Annotated in this window: 16 protein-coding genes; 14 read left to right on the top strand and 2 right to left on the bottom strand. The window is 36.7% G+C overall.

Annotation, left to right across the window (positions count from 1 at the left end):
• The first annotated feature begins 36 nt into the window (after positions 1-36).
• The 7 genes from FW780_RS06480 to FW780_RS06450 all read left to right on the top strand — a co-directional run bounded on the left by FW780_RS06480 (position 37) and on the right by FW780_RS06450 (position 4,965).
• Positions 37-1,122 (top strand): HesA/MoeB/ThiF family protein, encoded by a 1,086-nt coding sequence (locus FW780_RS06480; RefSeq protein ID WP_149832741.1) that lies wholly within the window; start codon positions 37-39, stop codon positions 1,120-1,122.
• Positions 1,119-1,556: a molybdenum cofactor biosynthesis protein MoaE gene (locus FW780_RS06475; RefSeq protein ID WP_149832740.1), complete on the top strand. Its 438-nt coding sequence runs from the start codon at positions 1,119-1,121 to the stop codon at positions 1,554-1,556. Before FW780_RS06480 ends, FW780_RS06475 begins: the two co-directional genes overlap by 4 nt.
• Before the next feature lie 40 nt (positions 1,557-1,596).
• On the top strand, positions 1,597-2,502 hold the full coding sequence (gene moaCB, locus FW780_RS06470) for a bifunctional molybdenum cofactor biosynthesis protein MoaC/MoaB (protein WP_149832739.1): 906 nt from the start codon (positions 1,597-1,599) through the stop codon (positions 2,500-2,502).
• 45 nt (positions 2,503-2,547) lie between these two features.
• Positions 2,548-2,772 carry a hypothetical protein gene (locus tag FW780_RS06465; protein ID WP_149832738.1) on the top strand — a complete coding sequence of 75 codons (225 nt, stop codon included), beginning with the start codon at positions 2,548-2,550 and terminating at the stop codon, positions 2,770-2,772.
• Between the two features lie 89 nt (positions 2,773-2,861).
• Positions 2,862-3,662 carry a molybdate ABC transporter substrate-binding protein gene (gene modA / locus FW780_RS06460; protein WP_241676862.1) on the top strand — a complete coding sequence of 267 codons (801 nt, stop codon included), beginning with the start codon at positions 2,862-2,864 and terminating at the stop codon, positions 3,660-3,662.
• A complete protein-coding gene (modB, locus tag FW780_RS06455) occupies positions 3,662-4,345 on the top strand; it encodes a molybdate ABC transporter permease subunit (protein ID WP_149832737.1) in 684 nt (227 codons plus the stop codon). Before modA ends, modB begins: the two co-directional genes overlap by 1 nt.
• Positions 4,342-4,965 (top strand): ATP-binding cassette domain-containing protein, encoded by a 624-nt coding sequence (locus FW780_RS06450; protein ID WP_149832736.1) that lies wholly within the window; start codon positions 4,342-4,344, stop codon positions 4,963-4,965. Before modB ends, FW780_RS06450 begins: the two co-directional genes overlap by 4 nt.
• Before the next feature lie 16 nt (positions 4,966-4,981).
• Here the strand turns inward: FW780_RS06450 and FW780_RS06445 are convergent, their stop codons facing one another.
• Positions 4,982-5,413, bottom strand: coding sequence for an RrF2 family transcriptional regulator (locus FW780_RS06445; protein WP_149832735.1), 432 nt, complete (start codon positions 5,411-5,413; stop codon positions 4,982-4,984).
• Between the two features lie 315 nt (positions 5,414-5,728).
• Between FW780_RS06445 and FW780_RS06440 the strand changes: the two genes are divergently transcribed.
• The 4 genes from FW780_RS06440 (at position 5,729) to FW780_RS06425 (ending at position 10,851) form a co-directional block, all read left to right on the top strand.
• On the top strand, positions 5,729-7,204 hold the full coding sequence (locus FW780_RS06440; protein WP_149832734.1) for an MFS transporter: 1,476 nt from the start codon (positions 5,729-5,731) through the stop codon (positions 7,202-7,204).
• Positions 7,205-7,241: 37 nt separating this feature from the next.
• Positions 7,242-8,573, top strand: a complete 1,332-nt coding sequence (locus FW780_RS06435) for an MFS transporter (RefSeq protein WP_149832733.1) — start codon at positions 7,242-7,244, stop codon at positions 8,571-8,573.
• Between the two features lie 41 nt (positions 8,574-8,614).
• Positions 8,615-9,901, top strand: a complete 1,287-nt coding sequence (locus FW780_RS06430) for an alginate export family protein (RefSeq protein WP_149832732.1) — start codon at positions 8,615-8,617, stop codon at positions 9,899-9,901.
• 278 nt (positions 9,902-10,179) lie between these two features.
• Positions 10,180-10,851, top strand: a complete 672-nt coding sequence (locus tag FW780_RS06425; RefSeq protein WP_149832731.1) for a hypothetical protein — start codon at positions 10,180-10,182, stop codon at positions 10,849-10,851.
• Positions 10,852-10,970: 119 nt separating this feature from the next.
• On the opposite strand, the gene FW780_RS06420 is transcribed toward FW780_RS06425, so the two are convergent.
• On the bottom strand, positions 10,971-12,188 hold the full coding sequence (locus tag FW780_RS06420; RefSeq protein WP_149832730.1) for a hypothetical protein: 1,218 nt from the start codon (positions 12,186-12,188) through the stop codon (positions 10,971-10,973).
• Between the two features lie 377 nt (positions 12,189-12,565).
• Between FW780_RS06420 and FW780_RS06415 the strand changes: the two genes are divergently transcribed.
• The 3 genes from FW780_RS06415 to FW780_RS06405 all read left to right on the top strand — a co-directional run bounded on the left by FW780_RS06415 (position 12,566) and on the right by FW780_RS06405 (position 17,416).
• Complete coding sequence (locus tag FW780_RS06415; protein WP_149832729.1) at positions 12,566-15,070, top strand: PIG-L family deacetylase; 2,505 nt, start codon at positions 12,566-12,568, stop codon at positions 15,068-15,070.
• A 100-nt stretch (positions 15,071-15,170) separates the two neighbouring features.
• Positions 15,171-16,862 carry a sodium:solute symporter gene (locus FW780_RS06410; protein WP_149832728.1) on the top strand — a complete coding sequence of 564 codons (1,692 nt, stop codon included), beginning with the start codon at positions 15,171-15,173 and terminating at the stop codon, positions 16,860-16,862.
• A 35-nt stretch (positions 16,863-16,897) separates the two neighbouring features.
• Entirely contained in the window at positions 16,898-17,416 is a 519-nt protein-coding gene (locus FW780_RS06405) for a DUF2911 domain-containing protein (protein WP_149832727.1), read from the top strand.
• The last annotated feature ends 39 nt before the right edge of the window (positions 17,417-17,455 follow it).

Genomic DNA, 17,455 nt, shown 5'->3' with positions numbered 1-17,455 from the left:
TGATACATTAAGAAAAATAAAAACTCCATCAAAAGAATGAATTTAAAAAGATATGACAGACAAATTATACTTCCTGACTTCGGACTCTCTGCACAGGAAAAACTTGCTGAATCTTCAGTTTTGGTTGTCGGTGCAGGAGGTTTGGGCTGTCCGGTTCTTCAGATTTTGGTTTCCTCAGGAATCGGGGCAATAGGAATCGTTGACTTTGATATCGTAGAGATGAATAATCTTCACAGGCAGTTTTTATATGATGAACAGGATGTTGGAACACCGAAGGTCATTGCTGCCGTTGAACAGTTGAACAAGATGAATGCGGATACTGAGATTGCTGCGTTTCAGGAGAAAATAACAACTGTCAATGTACTTTCCATTATTCATAATTTCGATGTAGTTGTAGACTGCACTGATAACTTTACAACCCGATATTTACTCAATGATGCTTGCTCTCTGTTGAAAAAACCATTGGTCTATGCATCCATTTTCAGGCATGAAGGCCAGATTTCCGTTTTTAATGTGGAAAAGGACAATCAGGTGACCAGCTACCGTGATCTTTTTCCGGTACCCCCTGATCAAAATGAAGTCCCTGATTGTAATGAAGCAGGAGTTTTACCCGCACATTCAGCTGTGATAGGTGCTTTTCAGGCTAACGAAGTAATCAAGCTGTTAATTGGTTCAGATGAGGTGTTGATTCATAAACTTTTGACTTTCAATACCAGAAATTACCAATCAATGATTGTCAATTTTACGCCTTGTAAAGAAAAATCAGGTCCTGAAACAATTGAACAATTTAAAAACTTCAACTATGAAGAATTCTGTAATATCAGGAAAGAAAAAGACATCCGGTCAATGGCAGATTTACAGACATTCCTGAATCAGGATAACAGCATTTTGATTGATGTCCGTGAAACAGATGAGTTGCCGAGGCTCAACTCGTTACAGGCTTTGGAAATTCCGTTAGCTTCTCTTAGACAACATTTGAACACATTAGAAAGCTACGAAAATCTTTGCTTCATCTGTGCCTCAGGAAGCAGAAGCAGAAAAGCATTACAACTTACAAAAACCTATTTTCCGGAAAAAGAAATCAGACATTTTCCATCCGGAGCAAAATCAATATCATCATGAAAAAAATCAAAAATATATTTATTGAAGGCCCTATCAGTCCCTCATTTGTTGCAGAAAGTATAGCCAAACATACCGTTAAAACTAATATTGGCGGGCATAGTATTTTTCTGGGACAGATTCGCGAAGAAATGATTAATGATCAAAAAATCCAATCCATGGAGTTTACTGCTTATCAGGAAATGGCATTGCAAAAAGCACATGATATCCGGGAAGAAATTATTTCAAAATATAAGCTGATATGTGCGCATATCTACCATTCATTGGGAAATATCAAGATTGGGGAGATCTGCTTTTTTGTTTTTACTTCTGCAGAACATCGTAAAGAAGCCATCAGCGCCTGTGACGAAATGGTAGACAGAATTAAGAAAGAAATTCCTTTGTGGGGAAAAGAGATTTTAGAAGATCAATCCCATACCTGGAAAGAAAACAGATAAACATAGAATAAGGTTTCCACAATAAATTAATTACAAGAATATGGTCAATATCACCCACAAAAACAATACCCTTAGAAAAGCCGTTGCAGAAGCAGTAGTAAGCGTCAGCAAACAGGAAACTATCGATGCCATTGTAAATCATAAAGTTCCCAAAGGAAATGTCTTTGAAATGTCAAAAACAGCTGGATTATTTGCTGCAAAAAAAACAAGCGATGTTATTCCGGACTGCCATCCGCTTCCGATAGAGTATACCTCAATTCAGTTTGAAATCAAGAATCTGGATATTCATGTCACATCAGAAATTCATACCATCTACAAGACCGGGGTAGAAGTAGAGGCAATGCACTCCGCCTCTGTAGTAGCACTCACCATGTATGATATGCTGAAACCGATTGATAAGAATATTGAAATCAGAAATATCAGGCTGCTTGAGAAAAAAGGAGGGAAATCTGACAGTAAAGATTCGGGAGAAGGTATTGATGCCTCTGTGATTGTTTGTTCAGATAGCATTTTTGCAGGAAAAAAAGAAGATAAAGCAGGAAAAGCAATCATTACAGCTCTGGAAAAACATAATGTAGCTATCAATGACTATGTTGTTATTCCGGATGAAGTCATGGAAATTCAGGAAAAAATAAAATCGGATGTAGCGCAGGGAACTAAGCTTATCATGATCACGGGAGGAACCGGTCTTTCAAAGCGTGATGTAACACCTGAGGCTGTTCGTCCACTTCTGGAGCGGGAAATTCCGGGTGTTGCAGAAGCTATAAGAAGTTACGGACAGCAGCGCACGCCTTATTCAATGCTTTCCAGAAGTCTGGCGGGGATGATTGGTGATACCCTTGTCATTGCACTTCCCGGTTCTACAAAAGGTGCTGAGGAATCAATGGATGCCATATTTCCGGGAATTCTTCATATCTATAAAATAGTGGCAGGAGCCCAGCATTAAAAATTGTATAAAAAATCAAATCAAAGAATCTAAATATTTATAAAAATGAGCATTAATATTCAATCTGCATTAGGAGAATATCTGTTTTTGGCAATGGGAGAATGTAACGGGCATAAAGTCGTTATGGGAATTGGGTACACCCTTGAATATGCAGACAAAAAAGCAAAACAATTTGAATTATCAAGTGGCGGAACCGTAAAATATATTGATATTTCTGTGATAAAAACCGGAGATAAAGAAAAATGTAAAACATTGGAAAAACTAAAGTAATTTTGTTTGGTAATACTTTGATTGGTCAGAAAACCTTATCTTTTTAATCAGATAATAATTTTAAATCTTTCTTTTATGCAGTTAATGTTATGAATAAATTGACTCAGTTAAAACTTGTATTAAGTATATTTTTAATTTCAATTGTAATTTTCAGTTGCAAAAAAGGACAATCAGATAATAAGGATTACAATGGGAATTCTGTAATTTCTGTTGCCGCAGCAGCCAATCTCAGAGATGTTTTAGAAGAACTTAAGGAAGCTTATATAAAAGAAAATTCAGGCAGAAAAGTTGAAATCAGCTTTGCATCTTCAGGATTGCTGGTTCAGCAAATATTGAATGGTGCGCCTTTCGATCTGTTTCTTTCAGCAGACACTTCATTTCCCGAAAAACTGAAGATGAATAATAAAACTTTCGGTAATTCTTCAGTCTACACCTACGGAAGAACTGCTCTGTGGAGTTCAGATTTAGATGTTTCTGAAGGACTGAAAGTTGTATTAAATCCCAAAGTGAAAAAAATAGCCATTGCCAATCCGAAATTGGCTCCTTACGGGAAAAATGCAGTTGAAGCTTTGAAAAAATCAGGCTTATATACAATCATTGAACATAAAATTGTCTGGGCAGAAAACATTAATCAGGCAGCACAATTTGCCACTTCCGGTAATGCTGATGTTGCCTTTGTAGCACTTTCAAATGTGATGGGCAAAGAAATGACAGGAAAAGGAAAATTTTATGAGCTTTCAGACAATGAATCATCTCCAATTCCACAAAGCGGTATTATTCTGAAGGGAAAAAAAACAACGGAAGCACAGCTTTTTTTTGATTTTATTAGAAGCGAAAAATCAAAAAGAATCTGGAAAAAATACGGTTACCAATCTGAAATTAAATTCTAATGCTGGATCAGGATTTTGTTTATACCTTACTTCTTACCGGAAAGTTAGCACTGGTGACCACTACCATTCTGATCATCATTGGAATTCCTGTCGCTTACTGGATTACGTATTCACGATTTAAACTGAAATTTATCGTGGAAGCGCTTATTTGTATGCCAATGGTTTTGCCGCCAACAGTAATGGGATACTATCTCTTGGTGGCCTTCAGTCCTGATAATGCTTTTGGACAATTTTTAGAGCAATATTTTGATGTGCGGCTTGCTTTTTCATTTAACGGAATTGTTATTGCAAGCATCATTGCCAATTTACCATTTATGATTCAACCGCTTCAGAATGGTTTTTCTTCACTGCCCGACGAGCTGAGGCAGGTTTCCTATACGATGGGGAAATCCAAAATGGTTACCCTGATTAAAGTTCTTCTTCCCAACATAAAAACTTCCGTTATTACCGGAATTGCCCTCACATTTGCCCACTGTATCGGAGAATTTGGTATTGTCATTATGGTGGGAGGAAACATTCCGAAAGAAACCAGAATTGCATCCGTTGCAATATACGATCAGGTTCAGGCTCTCAATTTTGAAGCAGCAAACAGATATGCATTTGTCCTTTTTATTCTTTCATTTCTTACGTTAGTTTTGATTTATAGTATCAACCGTAAAGTTAATATCACAACATTCCGATGATTGAAATCAATATTAAACACCAGATTTTTACATCCTCAGGAAACCAGTTTCTTGAAGTGAATGAACAGTTTGAAGAGGGGAGTATTATCCACGTTTCCGGAGATTCAGGAATTGGAAAAACCACTTTTTTTAAAATTTTATCGGGATTAATATCTCCTGATTTTGCATTCATTAAAATAAATAATACAATTGTATCAGATACTGAAAATAAAAACGTTCTGTCACCTCAAAAACGCGATATTTCGTTTATGTTTCAGGATTATGCTTTGTTTCCCAATATGACTGTGAAAAAAAATATTGAATTTGCCCAGAAAAAAAAGGATGAAACTATCATTAATTATCTCTTAAAGATATTTAATCTGGAGAATTTAAAAAATGTAACCCCTTCTAAGCTTTCAGGCGGTCAGCAGCAAAGAGTTGCGCTTGCAAGGACATTGGTTCAGAATGCCAGAGTTGCTCTGTTGGACGAACCTTTTTCAGCTGTAGACCCCGCAATGAAAAAAGTAATGAAAGATGAAATTGTAAAAACGTCTGTCAATCAGGGATTAACTTTCTTTGTGATCAGCCATAACGAAAATGAATTTGAGGGCTATGCTCACAATAAATTGGTTATCAGATGATTTTAAATCAATAAATTTAACCAGGATATTCCATCATTTTCATTACGCTTCCGAGATCTTTTAAATCTTTAATTTTATAATCAAAAATTATTTTAACTTTTTCCTTCACTACTACTGCCATATCATGAATTGGACAAGGGTTTTCGCTACTGCAGACTTTAAGCCCTAAAAGACATGAAGAGAGAACTCCCTTTTTTTCAAGGCTTTCATATATATCCTGAATGGTAAGTTTTTCAAATTGCTCATCATTAAGATAAAATCCTCCTCCTTTTCCTCTTCCGGAAGAAATCAGTTGTTTCTTGGTAAGCTGCTGAAGAATTTTCGAGGTGAAATGAGTAGGCGTACCAATCTGTTCAGAGATATCAATTATTCCTATTTTTTTTCTCTCGGACGCCAGCACTATACAGGCTTTGATGGCGTATTGACATGTATATGAAAATATCAGCATTCTTTTATGTGAATTTTTAAAGCTAAAAAAGAAAATCTTTCCGGCTCATTAATGTACAAAAATACGAAATCCAGTCTGAAACTAAGTAATTATGCGGTGTAATGACATTTTAGATGATTAAAGTATTCTGCTTACGATGCGGTTTTTATTATTTGACTATCAATTATTTACCTCTCACGATTTATTTTTTCCAATTATTGTGAAATATTATTGAAAAAGATGGAATGCATGACTTTTGACAGAAATCAGAAAAATAATTTTAAATAGGATGTTTTTGTCTTATTTAAAAAGTAATTTTGAAATTCAAAAGAAATAATGATGACTGAAAATTCTCTAAGCTCTGCACACAAAGTCCTTTTCCTGAATACCCTTGCATTTATAGTCTGCTTTGCCTGCTGGACAATGAATGGTGTATTGGTTACTTATCTGGTTGATAATGGTATTTTTAACTGGTCAGTAGTTGAAACAGGCTGGCTGCTGGGAATTCCCATTCTTACCGGTTCTGTCATGAGGTTGCCTTTAGGAATTCTCACAGATAAGTATGGGGGAAAGCCTGTATTTGCAACCTTATTATTACTCTGTAGTATCCCTTTATTTTTACTTTATTTTGCAAATTCATACTGGATTTATTTTCTATTAAGTGCTTTATTCGGAATGATAGGAACTGGATTTGCCGTAGGAATTGCTTTTACATCTGTATGGTATCCGAAAGAATGGCAGGGAAGAGCGCTGGGTATTTTCGGAATGGGAAATGCCGGTGCTGCTTTAACTACCTTTTTTGCACCTACTTTACTGAATTATCTGTCTCTAAATGATCCGGAAAACGGCTGGAGAATGCTTCCTGTTATTTACGGAATTATACTGATACTGATCGGGCTGATTTTCATATTCTTTGTTAAAAATAAAAAGGCTGAGGTACAGGATAAAACAATGTCAGAGCTTTTGGCTCCGCTTTCCAAGCTTAGAGTCTGGAGATTCGGACTTTATTATTTTCTTGTTTTCGGATTGTTTGTAGCATTTTCTCAGTGGTTACTTCCTTATTATGTAAGTGTTTATAAAACATCACTGATTCTTGGAGGGATTTTAAGCTCAGCTTTTAGTTTACCAAGCGGAGTCATAAGAGCTTTTGGAGGCTATTTATCAGATAAATTCGGAGCAAGAAAAGTAATGAATTGGGTATTGTATTCGTCTCTTATTCTGAGCGGTTTTCTGATGCTCCCTAAAATGGATATACTGACGCCGGGTAAAGGAATCACCGCAAAGAAAACAGGAATTATTACTCAGGTTTCCAGCAATAAAATTGTATTGGAAAACGAAGTTCTGAATATAAAATCCAAACCTGAAATTCCTGAACACACTTCCATACTTCCCGAATCCTTTTCATGGCAGGAAGTTTTAGTGAAGCAAAACCAGCAGGTATCTAAAAAGCAACTGCTGGCCCAAGGTCATACACTTATCAAATTTGAAGCTCACATCTGGGTGTTTTCTGTTCTTGTTATTCTGCTGGGAATAATGTGGGGAATTGGTAAAGCCGCAGTTTATAAATACATCCCCGAATATTTTCCAAACGAAATAGGCGTTGTTGGCGGAATGGTAGGCCTTATAGGAGGGCTGGGAGGTTTTATCGGGCCCATTCTTTTTGGTTATCTCCTTGATTTTTCTGGGTTATGGACCAGCTCGTGGATCTTTGTATTCATCATTTCAGCCGTATCTCTTTTCTGGATGAATCATGTTATTAAACATATGACGTACCGGGAGGCTCCTCATATCAAAGATAAAATTGAACATTGATCATAAAACAAAAATTTCTAATTTAATATCAATACAAATGAATAACTCAGAATGGTTATCCAACTATGATCCTTCAAACGAAGGGTTTTGGAACTCTACAGGAAAAAAAATTGCCTGGAAAACTCTTACAATTACTACTACTGCATTACTTTTTTCTTTTGCTACATGGTTCTTATACAGTGTCATTGTCATTAAACTTCCACAGATCGGTTATCAGTTTTCAGATGATCAGCTTTTCTGGCTTGCTGCAATGCCTGGCCTTGCCGGTGGTATACTAAGGATTGTAAATACCTTTCTCATTCCTATTTATGGAACAAAAAAAGTAATTTCCATAACTACTTTTATTAAAATCATCCCTCTGCTCATGCTTGGATTTGCAGTAATGGATCCCAATACTTCTTTCCAGTATTTCATGGTTATTGGTTTTTTAATGGGAATTGGCGGAGGAGATTTTTCATCTTATATGCCTTCAACTTCGTTATTCTTTCCCAAAAAAGAAGCAGGAACAGCATTGGGAATTCAGGCTGGGATTGGAAATTTTGGAGTAAGCCTTGTACAGTTGCTTTCTCCCCTCATTATGAGTTTGACGATATTCTCATTCCTGGGAGGAGGTGAAACAATTGTCGCTACCGGAAAGAAAATTTACCTTGAGAATATTGCATTCATTTATATCGTTCCCTTATTTATAACAGGTATCTGGGCATGGTTTTCTTTAAAAAGTATTCCGGTGATGGCTACTTTCAGAGAACAGTTAGATATTTTCAAGGATAAGCATACCCTGTATTGTACGATGACTTACATTATGACTTTTGGAATCTTTGCAGGTTTATCCGCCTCTTTTCCATTAATGATCAAAAACCTGTATGTCCCTTTAGATAAAGACCTGGATCCTTTGCAATATGCATTTTATGGTCCTCTTATTGGCTCAGCCACCAGAATTATTTTTGGAAAGGTAGCCGATAAGATAGGAGGTGCATTTCTTACTCAACTTACGGGGTTATGCTTAATTCTTCTTTTCCTGGCTTTGATTTTTGGCGGATACCTAACCCCTACCAGCAAAAATGAGTTTAATGGATTTTTAGCAATTATTCTTTGTATCTTCTTTTTTACAGGAATTGGGAATGCCGCAACCTTCAAGCAATATCCTGTGATTTTCTCAAATTCTCCCAGAAAAGCGGCTGGAGTGATCGGATGGACAGCTGCTGTGGCTGCTTTTGGTCCATTTGTTTTCAACGTACTCATCAGTCAATCCCGAGCCATTTCCGGTGATGCCCGTTTATTCTTCTGGTTTCTCATTGCAGGTTGTGTGATGGCAACTTTTGTGAATTGGTATTTCTATGCAAGAAAAGGTTGTGAAAGACCTTGCTAGACCTGTAAATAATTAAAAAATGCAATATAAATTATTAAAAGATGTTTAAAAGAATGATAGCGGCCGGAGTTTTAGTTTTAGCTTTCAGCCATGCGAATGCGCAAATGGATAGTTTAAAATTGAATTTTGACCTGAGAACTAGAGGTGAACTGGATAATGGCGTAAAAACCTTAATCCCAAAAGGAAAATCTGCTGAAACCACGGTTGCCTCACGTGCCCGTTTCGGAATCGATTACTATTACAAAAATCTGGAAGTTTATATCAGTGCCCAGGACGTAAGAACATGGGGAGAAACAACTACGACTGCCGGGAAAAATCAAAATTTTATCTTGAATGAAGCTTGGGCAAAATATCAATTTTCAGACAAATTTGCAATGAAACTTGGTAGACAAATTCTTTCTTATGATAATGAACGTTTAGTAGGGGCGCTGGATTGGGCTATGCAGGGAAGAAGTTTCGATGCATTAAAAGCAGCTTATAAAATTAATCCAAACTCAAGAATTGAGGCTGTTGTAACATACAATAATGATGATAATGACATCAATGATCTCCCTGAAAAAGAAATCTACAGTATTGCTGAAAGTGGTGAAATCACAAAATCTCTTCAAATCATCCATTATCAATATACTGGAAAAGATAAATTCCAATTTTCAGCTATTGCGATGAATAATGTACTTCAGAATCCTTCCGGTACACACTATGATATGATCACTTTTGGGGTGAATGCCAAAAAATATTTTGAAAATTTTGGGTTTTTCGGTTCAGCATATTATCAAACCGGGAAAAACACTCTGGCTCAAAGTAAATCTGCATATCAGTTTTCTTTCAATTCTGATTTTATCATTCATCCAAGGTTTAATATTATTGCCGGAACGGAATGGCTTTCAGGGAAAAACTATGATACTGAATCCGGTAAGAACTTATCTTTTAGTCCTTTGTACGGCACCAACCACTTGTATAATGGTTTTATGGATTATTTCTACTTGGGAAACAGCCATTTCAACAGCTTTGGATTGAATGATTATTATGTAAAATCAAATTTTAAGATCAGTTCAAATTCCCAGTTTCAAACCAATTTCCATGTCTTTACTTCAAACGGAAAATTAGGATTTAATAATGTAGGAGAGAAGTATTCATCTTATTTAGGAAGCGAATTAGACATGGTTTTTACCCATACATTGGGAAAAGTGATCACAGTAAATCTTGGTCATTCATTTATGTTCGCAGGCGAAAGCATGAAGTTTGTTAAAAATGTCCCGGATCCTAAAAATTTACAGACATGGACCTGGTTAGGCATTAAAATTACCCCTAATTTCAAATTAAAATAGAAGTTTAAATAAAATACAATAGAATATGAAAAGTGGAAAGGCTGTTATTGCTCTCCACTTTTTGTTTTTTAGTCAATGTGGTTTATTTGTATAACAAATAGAATTAACAATTTTGTAAAATATAATCGGCACATCAAAATATATTATGCCATAATTTTTTCTATATTTAGAAGAAGTATATCAGTATATAATAATTGTTTTACTGATGTTTAGAAAAATGGCTTGTGTTTGTATTTTGTACTCTACAGCATGCCTATGAATATAATATAAAAAAGACAATGCCAATAAACCAAATACCTCCCGATGGAGGCATGTTATATAAAGAAACAGATATGGCTCAGTTTTTCCCTGAACCATTAAATGCAATAACTGCCATATTTTTTTTAGCCATAGCTATCTTCTGGACTCTTAAAATAAAGGGTAATTTTAAAGGATATCCTTTTTTAACCTATTGTCTAATTTTATTATATATTGGTGCCATAGGAGGAACTATTTACCATTCATTCAGACAATGGCCGGTATTTATTATGATGGATTGGCTGCCCATTATGTTATTATGCCTCTCTGCCGGATTTTATTTTATAGCTCAGAGTACCAGATGGTACTATGCTGCTGTAATGGTTCTGGGATATGCAATGCTTATGTTCGCTTTGAGAAACTGGATTCTGGCAGATAATCCTTCTCTTTTTATCAATGTCAATTATGCAATCATGGCCTCATTGGTAGTTTTCTCAGTACTAAGGTATTTGATGTATACTCAATGGAAAGCTGGCAAATGGGTAGGCTTTGCTGTATTGTCGTTTGTTTTTGCACTGACCTTCCGCATCGCTGATAAATGGGAATGGCTGAGTTTCGGAACCCACTTTTTATGGCATACTTTCGGGGCAATAGCAACATTTTGTATGTTTAATTATATCAACCTCACGCAGAATACAATTAGAAAAACATAAGTGTTTTCATTTACCTTGAAACTCTATACATGATGAATGTACCGTAAATTTCGTAGATGAGTAAGAAATAAGGCTGTCTTAAAAGTCCAATAATTTGGCTTCAAGACAGCCTATTTATATTATTGTGCTTTTACTTGCTCTAGTTTTATGAATATTTTAGTAAGGTTAGGTTGGGCATTGCCGGAAGTGGGTGCGCCTGCCATAATGGTTGCAGTATAAGCCGTTTTTGAAGAAGAATTACTGTCTATCCAGGTGTATCTTCTATGTTCAGGTCCACCACCGGCCCCATCTATAATCCCTATATTTCCCCAGTAAGCATTTCCCATTGCCCCTGTACCTTGAGGAAACCAGCTAGTTGATGAATCTGCCATACCACCCCATACTCCTGAAGTAATATTGTTTGTTGTTACAGCTGAACCAATATAACCACCATATTCGGTATTATAATTCCAATAGAGATTAACGGTAGTACCTGTATTATTGAACAATTGTACATTAGGATTGGCAAGGGCTGTACCATTTGTGGTATCAAATATTACCCTGATAGAATACTTACCATCTGGGGTAGCAAGAGGGAAAGTATACGCCTGTTTCCCGTTGGGATCGGTTGTTAGGGTAGGATATCCCATCACAGCAACAGATGAAATGTCTGCACGACTGGTATTTCCCACTGTAGCGGTACAATTTTGCCCTACTGTTAAGAAGGGAACGGCAGTGCTGGTTATAGGAAGACTCATATCATTACCAGTGGTAGGAGTTCCACTCACTGAGAATACCAATTCGCCATCACCAAACTCTAGCGTTCCGGGTCTTAGCTGGAAGGTTAATCCGTTCACCGTAAAAGGAGTTCCTGAATTATATGACCCTCCGTTTCCCTGGCTGTAGGTAACTCTCAGGTTTCCGCTGAAAGGAGTACCGGGAGTATAAGTAGAAGGATTTAAGTAAGCTGTAGTACATTGTAATGCGGAAATTGCCGGAGCTACAGCATTGGTGGCTTGTGTAAGTCTTTGCCATACTGATCCATCAAAATAATAATAGCCCATTGCAGTAACATTAATACGTTGTCCTGCAGCATCTCCGCCAGTAACATCCGTAATATAAATTAATGCTCCACTCTGATCGCTGCTATAGGTAGCAGTATTTGCTGTAAGCTCAGCTCTTGTAAGTCTCGGCGCCTGTAATCCGAATGTTTGTGTGTTATCCGTAATCAGTCCTGAAGTATCTCTTTTAGCAGATACATCCACCGTAGTTTTTGGTGAAGCTGTATTAAACCCTACTTGAGCAAATGAGAATCCTGAAATAAGGATAGCACTGAGTTGTGTAAATTTTGTTTTCATGTTAAAGTGTGATTTGGTAAATCAAATATAACTTTTTTATGGATAATAAAAAAATACCTTTATAATTGAGAAAAATTAATTAATTGTTAACATTCTGTTTCATTTTAGTGTTTATTTTTAATTAAAACTATTTATATAATATTTACTTCATGAAATCAACGGAGCTTATCCTTTCTTTACACCCTGAAAGTATACCATAAGAAAATGAGTTTTTGCGCTACACTTCAATGTGTTCAATACAAACAATATTCTATTTTCCAACTTTTGTTTTCTTATTAAGTACGATATGATAAAATGTTTAAATTTTTCATCGCTTTTTCTTTTTAAAGTTGAAAGAAAGATGATTTACTTATATTTGCCCTGCAAAGCAAATCTAAATGTTCAAAAAAGTAAGTACAGTATTTATCCTCGGATTTTATACGGTTTTTTGTTCGGCCCAGCAGGTCCGGCCTTCCAAATCATCTGAAATTTACCGCGAAATCAAAACCCTTAAACATCTGCCTAAAGTTTTATACCTCGCGGCTCATCCCGATGATGAAAATACAGGGTTACTCTCCTGGTTAATTAACGACCAAAATGTAGAAACGGGCTATTTGTCTTTAACAAGGGGAGATGGCGGTCAGAATTTATTAGGAACAGAGCAAGGTGCTGCATTGGGTTTAATCAGAACGCATGAGCTTTTAGAGGCAAGAAAGTTAGACGGCGCCCAGCAGTTTTTTACCCGGGCGATTGATTTTGGTTTCTCTAAAAATACTACTGATACTTTTAAACAATGGGATGCAGACAGCATTACAGCTGATGTTGTTTGGGTGATTCGCAAATTTCGTCCTGATGTTATCATTTGCCGTTTTCCTCCTACTGCTGCGGCAGGCCACGGACAACATGCGGCTTCGGCCGTGGTTGCGGAAAAAGCTTTTAAGCTGGCAGGCGATAAAACTGCTTTCCCAGATCAATTAAAACATGTGAATGTATGGCAGCCAAAACGTGTATTGTGGAATACTTTCCGCTTTGGTGGGGTCAATACGACAGCTGAAAATCAACTGAAAGTTACCGTTGGTCAATATGACGCGCAACTGGGGATGGGCTATGGTGAGTTGGCAGGATTAAGCAGAAGTTTACATAAAAGCCAGGGTGCAGGAACACAGTCTGTAGCCGGGATCAGAACTGAATATTTTTCCCATGTTATCGGTGAGCCTGCAAAAGCGACACTTTTTGATGGGATAGATAAAACCTGGACTTCAAAAGGAAACGCTGATATTGACCAATCATTAGATAAAATTATTTCTACCTTCAATTTTAATAATCCAGACAATAGCTTGCCTGCTTTGCTTGCTTTGCGAAAAAAGGTTATAGCTCTAAACGATGAGGATCTAAAAAGGGATAAACTTAAATCTCTTGACAATATCATTTTAAGCTGTGCAGGGTTTATGGGTGAAGTAGTTACAAATCAGGCTGAGGCTGTTGCCGGAGATCATTACAATTTCAGGTTAAATCTGATTTCAAGAGCTGAAAATCCTGTCGTTTTAGAAGATGTAAAATGGTTAACTCAGTCAGAAAGTTTTAACAGAAAACTATCAAAAGATTCTTTAATTACCATTCAGCATGACATTCAGATTCCTGCCGATGCTGCCCTTACAGAACCCTACTGGTTGGCAAAACCAGCCACGAATGCAGCCACTTTCTCCGTTCCAAACGATACTTTAATCGGTTTGCCTGAAGCAGAATCACCATTGAATGTTTTACTTGGTTTAAGAGTAGGTTCGGAAAAGTTTCAGGTTAAACTTCCTTTATCTTTCAAGAAATTAGATCCGGTGCGTGGTGATGTAGTTGAAGCCTTGCGTATTGTTCCTGCATTGGAACTGAAATTTACGCAGCCACTTTATCTGGTCAAAGAAAATGAAGATCTGCATTTGAGTCTAAATGTTAAGGTCAATTCTAATAAACAATTCACTAAAGGTATTCTAAATCTGACATATAAAGGAGAGAGAGTAGGAAGTGCTGATATAAATTCAATCAAAGGAAAAGATATTACCATTGATTACGTTATTCCAAAAACTAAGCTGGCCACAATATATTCATCTCGTTTACAGTTGGATGCCAATTTTGTTGCAGATGGAGTTACGTATAATAAAAAACAAATATTAATTCAATATCCACATTTATCTTCTTTACAATATTTTGTGCCTGCAACGGTAACCGTAATGAAAGGCGATATTCAGGCGAAGGTAAAAAAAGTGGGCTATATAGAAGGTGCGGGAGATTTCATTCCTGAGTTCCTACGTATTGCAGGTATTCAGGTAGAGGTATTGAAAGACGAGGATTTTTATGGCAACTTAGACGAATCTGGAGGAAACGGTAGTCAAAGTAAGTTATCACAATATGATGCCATCATAATGGGTGTTCGAGCCAATAACACGGAGAAAAAACTGGGTCGCTGGATGCCGTTTTTATGGTCTTATGCAAAAGCTGGGGGTAATTTGGTGATGCAGTACAATACCAATCAGGATACAACCGTTGACCAATTGGGAATGTACAAATTCAGCATTGCCAATAAGCGTGTTACGGAGGAAAATGCTGAGGTTAAATTTTTAAATCCCAATCATAAACTACTGAACTTCCCAAACAAAATTACTGCAGATGATTTTAAAGGCTGGGTACAGGAACGTGGTGCCTATTTCCCTGTTCAATGGGATGCAGCATATGAACCTCTTTTTGAAATGCATGATACAGATGAAGAGCCTCTGCAGGGATCTACTTTGTATGCCAAATACGGGAAGGGTAATTTTATTTACACCCCTTTGGCATTTTTCAGACAGCTGCCTGCGGGAAATGTTGGGGCGGCACGTTTATTTTTAAACTTTTTATCTGCGCAGAAAAACTAATGAACAAGCAACTTAAAAACTGGAATATCTGGTACATACTATTAGCCGTTGCATTAGTATTACAGATCGTATTTTATTATTGGTTTACTAAATTCTGGGCATGAGTAATATAGATTGGACAGTTCTCATTTTTACACTGGTGGTAGTGGTTGTTTATGGCGTATTTATCGGTCGTGGCCAAAAAAGCAACGAATCATACCTGAAAGCGGATAATAAAATGCCTTGGTATATTGTACTTATAGGTATTATGGCTACACAGGCAAGTGCTATTACGTTTCTTTCAGCACCAGGACAGGCTTATACAGACGGTATGCGTTTCGTACAGTATTACTTTGGTCTGCCTTTGGCGATGATTGTTATCTGTATCACTTTCATTCCGATTTTTCAGCGCTTAAATGTTTACACGGCTTATGAATATTTGGAAAACCGTTTTGATAAGAAAACAAGGGTACTTACTTCACTGCTTTTTCTTTTTTCCAGAGGGCTGTCAACAGGGATCAGCATTTACGCTCCCAGTATCATTTTGTCAAGCGTTTTAAACTGGAATATTTATTTAACCAATGTTTTAACAGGTGGTATTCTATTGATTTATACCTATGTTGGCGGTGCAAAAGCAATCGCTCATACCCAAAAATTACAGTTTCTCATTATTCTGGGAACAATGGCTTTTGCAGGTTTTCTGCTTATTCAGAATATGCCGAATGGAATTGGCTTTAAAGATGCACTTTATCTGGCAGGGAAATCCGGAAAACTCAATGTAATTACTACAGAATTTGATTGGAAAGATAAATACAATATTTGGAGCGGACTGATTGGCGGTTTTTTTCTGGCACTTTCTTACTTCGGTACAGACCAGAGTCAGGTGGGAAGATATATCACTGCTAAGGATAATACCAATGCAAAAATGGGTCTGCTGTTGAACGGATTGGTTAAAATTCCGATGCAGTTTGCTATTCTCCTGATTGGAGCTTTGCTTTTCGCATTCTTTTCTCTAAAACCGGCTCCGATTTATTTCAACGAACGCTCTTATCAATATTTAAAGGATACAAAACCTGAACAGGCTGCGGTTTTTGAAAAAGAACATCAGTATTTACAAATCAAATTTAATGCTGAATCCAAAGAAATTCTAAAGTTAAAAGAAACTCATTCTCCTCAACTTAGCAAAACAATTCAGGATTTTAAAGACACACAAACCCAGGTAAAAGCACTTCACGGCAGGGTAGAGGAAGCTATCAATAATTCAAACTATAATGCGGAGAAAACGGATACGAATTACATTTTCCTGTATTTCGTAAAAAATACCTTGCCTGTAGGAATGATCGGTTTACTGTTTGCTGTCATTTTTCTGGCCAGCTGGGGTTCAATTTCGGCAGCGCTGAATTCCCTTGCCGCCTGCTCATTAAAAGATGTTCATCTGATATTTAAAAAAGAAATTCCTGATGAGAAAACCGAATTGAAGTATAGCCGCCTGCATACTTTAGCATGGGGTATTTTCTCAATTGGTGTTGCTATGTTTGCAACGCAGATGGGTTCCCTTATTGAAGCGGTGAATGTATTAGGTTCTCTTTTCTACGGCCCGATATTAGGTATTTTTCTGGTTGCATTTTACTATAAAAAAATTACCGGTTCTAATGTATTTATTGCTGCTATTTTATCAGAAATTGCGGTTATTGCCGTTTATCAGTTCGATATTGTTTCTTTCCTTTGGCTTAATGTAATTGGGGCAGCGGCAGTTATTATATTTTCAGCAATCGGGTTGTTGTTTTATAAGCCAAAAGCAGTAAATTCGTAAACTAATAAATAAAAACAATCAAATAACGAAATATTATGAATACAATGATTAAATCTGCTACCATGCTTTTTGCTGCAATGACAATTTCAGTGAATGCTTTTGCACAGGAGACTAAAAAACCTGCCAGCCCTCCGGCTACTGCTACGGGAAAAATTAAAGATGCAACTATTACAATTGCCTATAGCAGTCCTTCTGTTAAAGGGCGTACAATCTGGGGTGGTTTAGAAGCTTATAATAAAGTTTGGCGTGCGGGTGCCAATGAAGCAACTACTTTTGAAACGGACAAAGACATTACCGTTCAGGGTAAAAAACTGGCTGCGGGTAAATACAGCTTTTTCTTAATCCCTAAAGAAAGCGGAACCTGGACTGCTATTTTTAACAAAGAGCCAAAACAATGGGGTGCTTATAAATATGAGGAAGCAAAGGATGCTTTACGTGTTGATGTAAAAACAAAAGCTTTGCCGGCAACACAGGAAACTTTAGTTTATAAAGTAAATAATAATGGATTTACAATGGATTGGGATAAAATCTCAGTTCCTGTAGAGATAAAATAAATTTAAATAAGATAAATTAAAATCCCGTTAATTCGGGAT

This window comes from Chryseobacterium sediminis (assembly GCF_008386505.1).
GTDB lineage: Bacteria > Bacteroidota > Bacteroidia > Flavobacteriales > Weeksellaceae > Chryseobacterium > Chryseobacterium sediminis.
This window is presented reverse-complemented; position numbering and strand designations above follow the sequence as displayed.

Coding starts and splice junctions, on each gene's coding strand:
- moaCB (WP_149832739.1), top strand. CDS start 1,597: ATGGTCAATATCACCCACAAAAACAATACCCTTAGAAAAGCCGTTGCA.
- FW780_RS06480 (WP_149832741.1), top strand. CDS start 37: ATGAATTTAAAAAGATATGACAGACAAATTATACTTCCTGACTTCGGA.
- FW780_RS06475 (WP_149832740.1), top strand. CDS start 1,119: ATGAAAAAAATCAAAAATATATTTATTGAAGGCCCTATCAGTCCCTCA.
- FW780_RS06405 (WP_149832727.1), top strand. CDS start 16,898: ATGAATACAATGATTAAATCTGCTACCATGCTTTTTGCTGCAATGACA.
- FW780_RS06415 (WP_149832729.1), top strand. CDS start 12,566: ATGTTCAAAAAAGTAAGTACAGTATTTATCCTCGGATTTTATACGGTT.
- FW780_RS06420 (WP_149832730.1), bottom strand. CDS start 12,188: ATGAAAACAAAATTTACACAACTCAGTGCTATCCTTATTTCAGGATTC.
- FW780_RS06430 (WP_149832732.1), top strand. CDS start 8,615: ATGTTTAAAAGAATGATAGCGGCCGGAGTTTTAGTTTTAGCTTTCAGC.
- modA (WP_241676862.1), top strand. CDS start 2,862: ATGAATAAATTGACTCAGTTAAAACTTGTATTAAGTATATTTTTAATT.
- modB (WP_149832737.1), top strand. CDS start 3,662: ATGCTGGATCAGGATTTTGTTTATACCTTACTTCTTACCGGAAAGTTA.
- FW780_RS06440 (WP_149832734.1), top strand. CDS start 5,729: ATGATGACTGAAAATTCTCTAAGCTCTGCACACAAAGTCCTTTTCCTG.
- FW780_RS06465 (WP_149832738.1), top strand. CDS start 2,548: ATGAGCATTAATATTCAATCTGCATTAGGAGAATATCTGTTTTTGGCA.
- FW780_RS06410 (WP_149832728.1), top strand. CDS start 15,171: ATGAGTAATATAGATTGGACAGTTCTCATTTTTACACTGGTGGTAGTG.
- FW780_RS06435 (WP_149832733.1), top strand. CDS start 7,242: ATGAATAACTCAGAATGGTTATCCAACTATGATCCTTCAAACGAAGGG.
- FW780_RS06425 (WP_149832731.1), top strand. CDS start 10,180: ATGCCAATAAACCAAATACCTCCCGATGGAGGCATGTTATATAAAGAA.
- FW780_RS06450 (WP_149832736.1), top strand. CDS start 4,342: ATGATTGAAATCAATATTAAACACCAGATTTTTACATCCTCAGGAAAC.
- FW780_RS06445 (WP_149832735.1), bottom strand. CDS start 5,413: ATGCTGATATTTTCATATACATGTCAATACGCCATCAAAGCCTGTATA.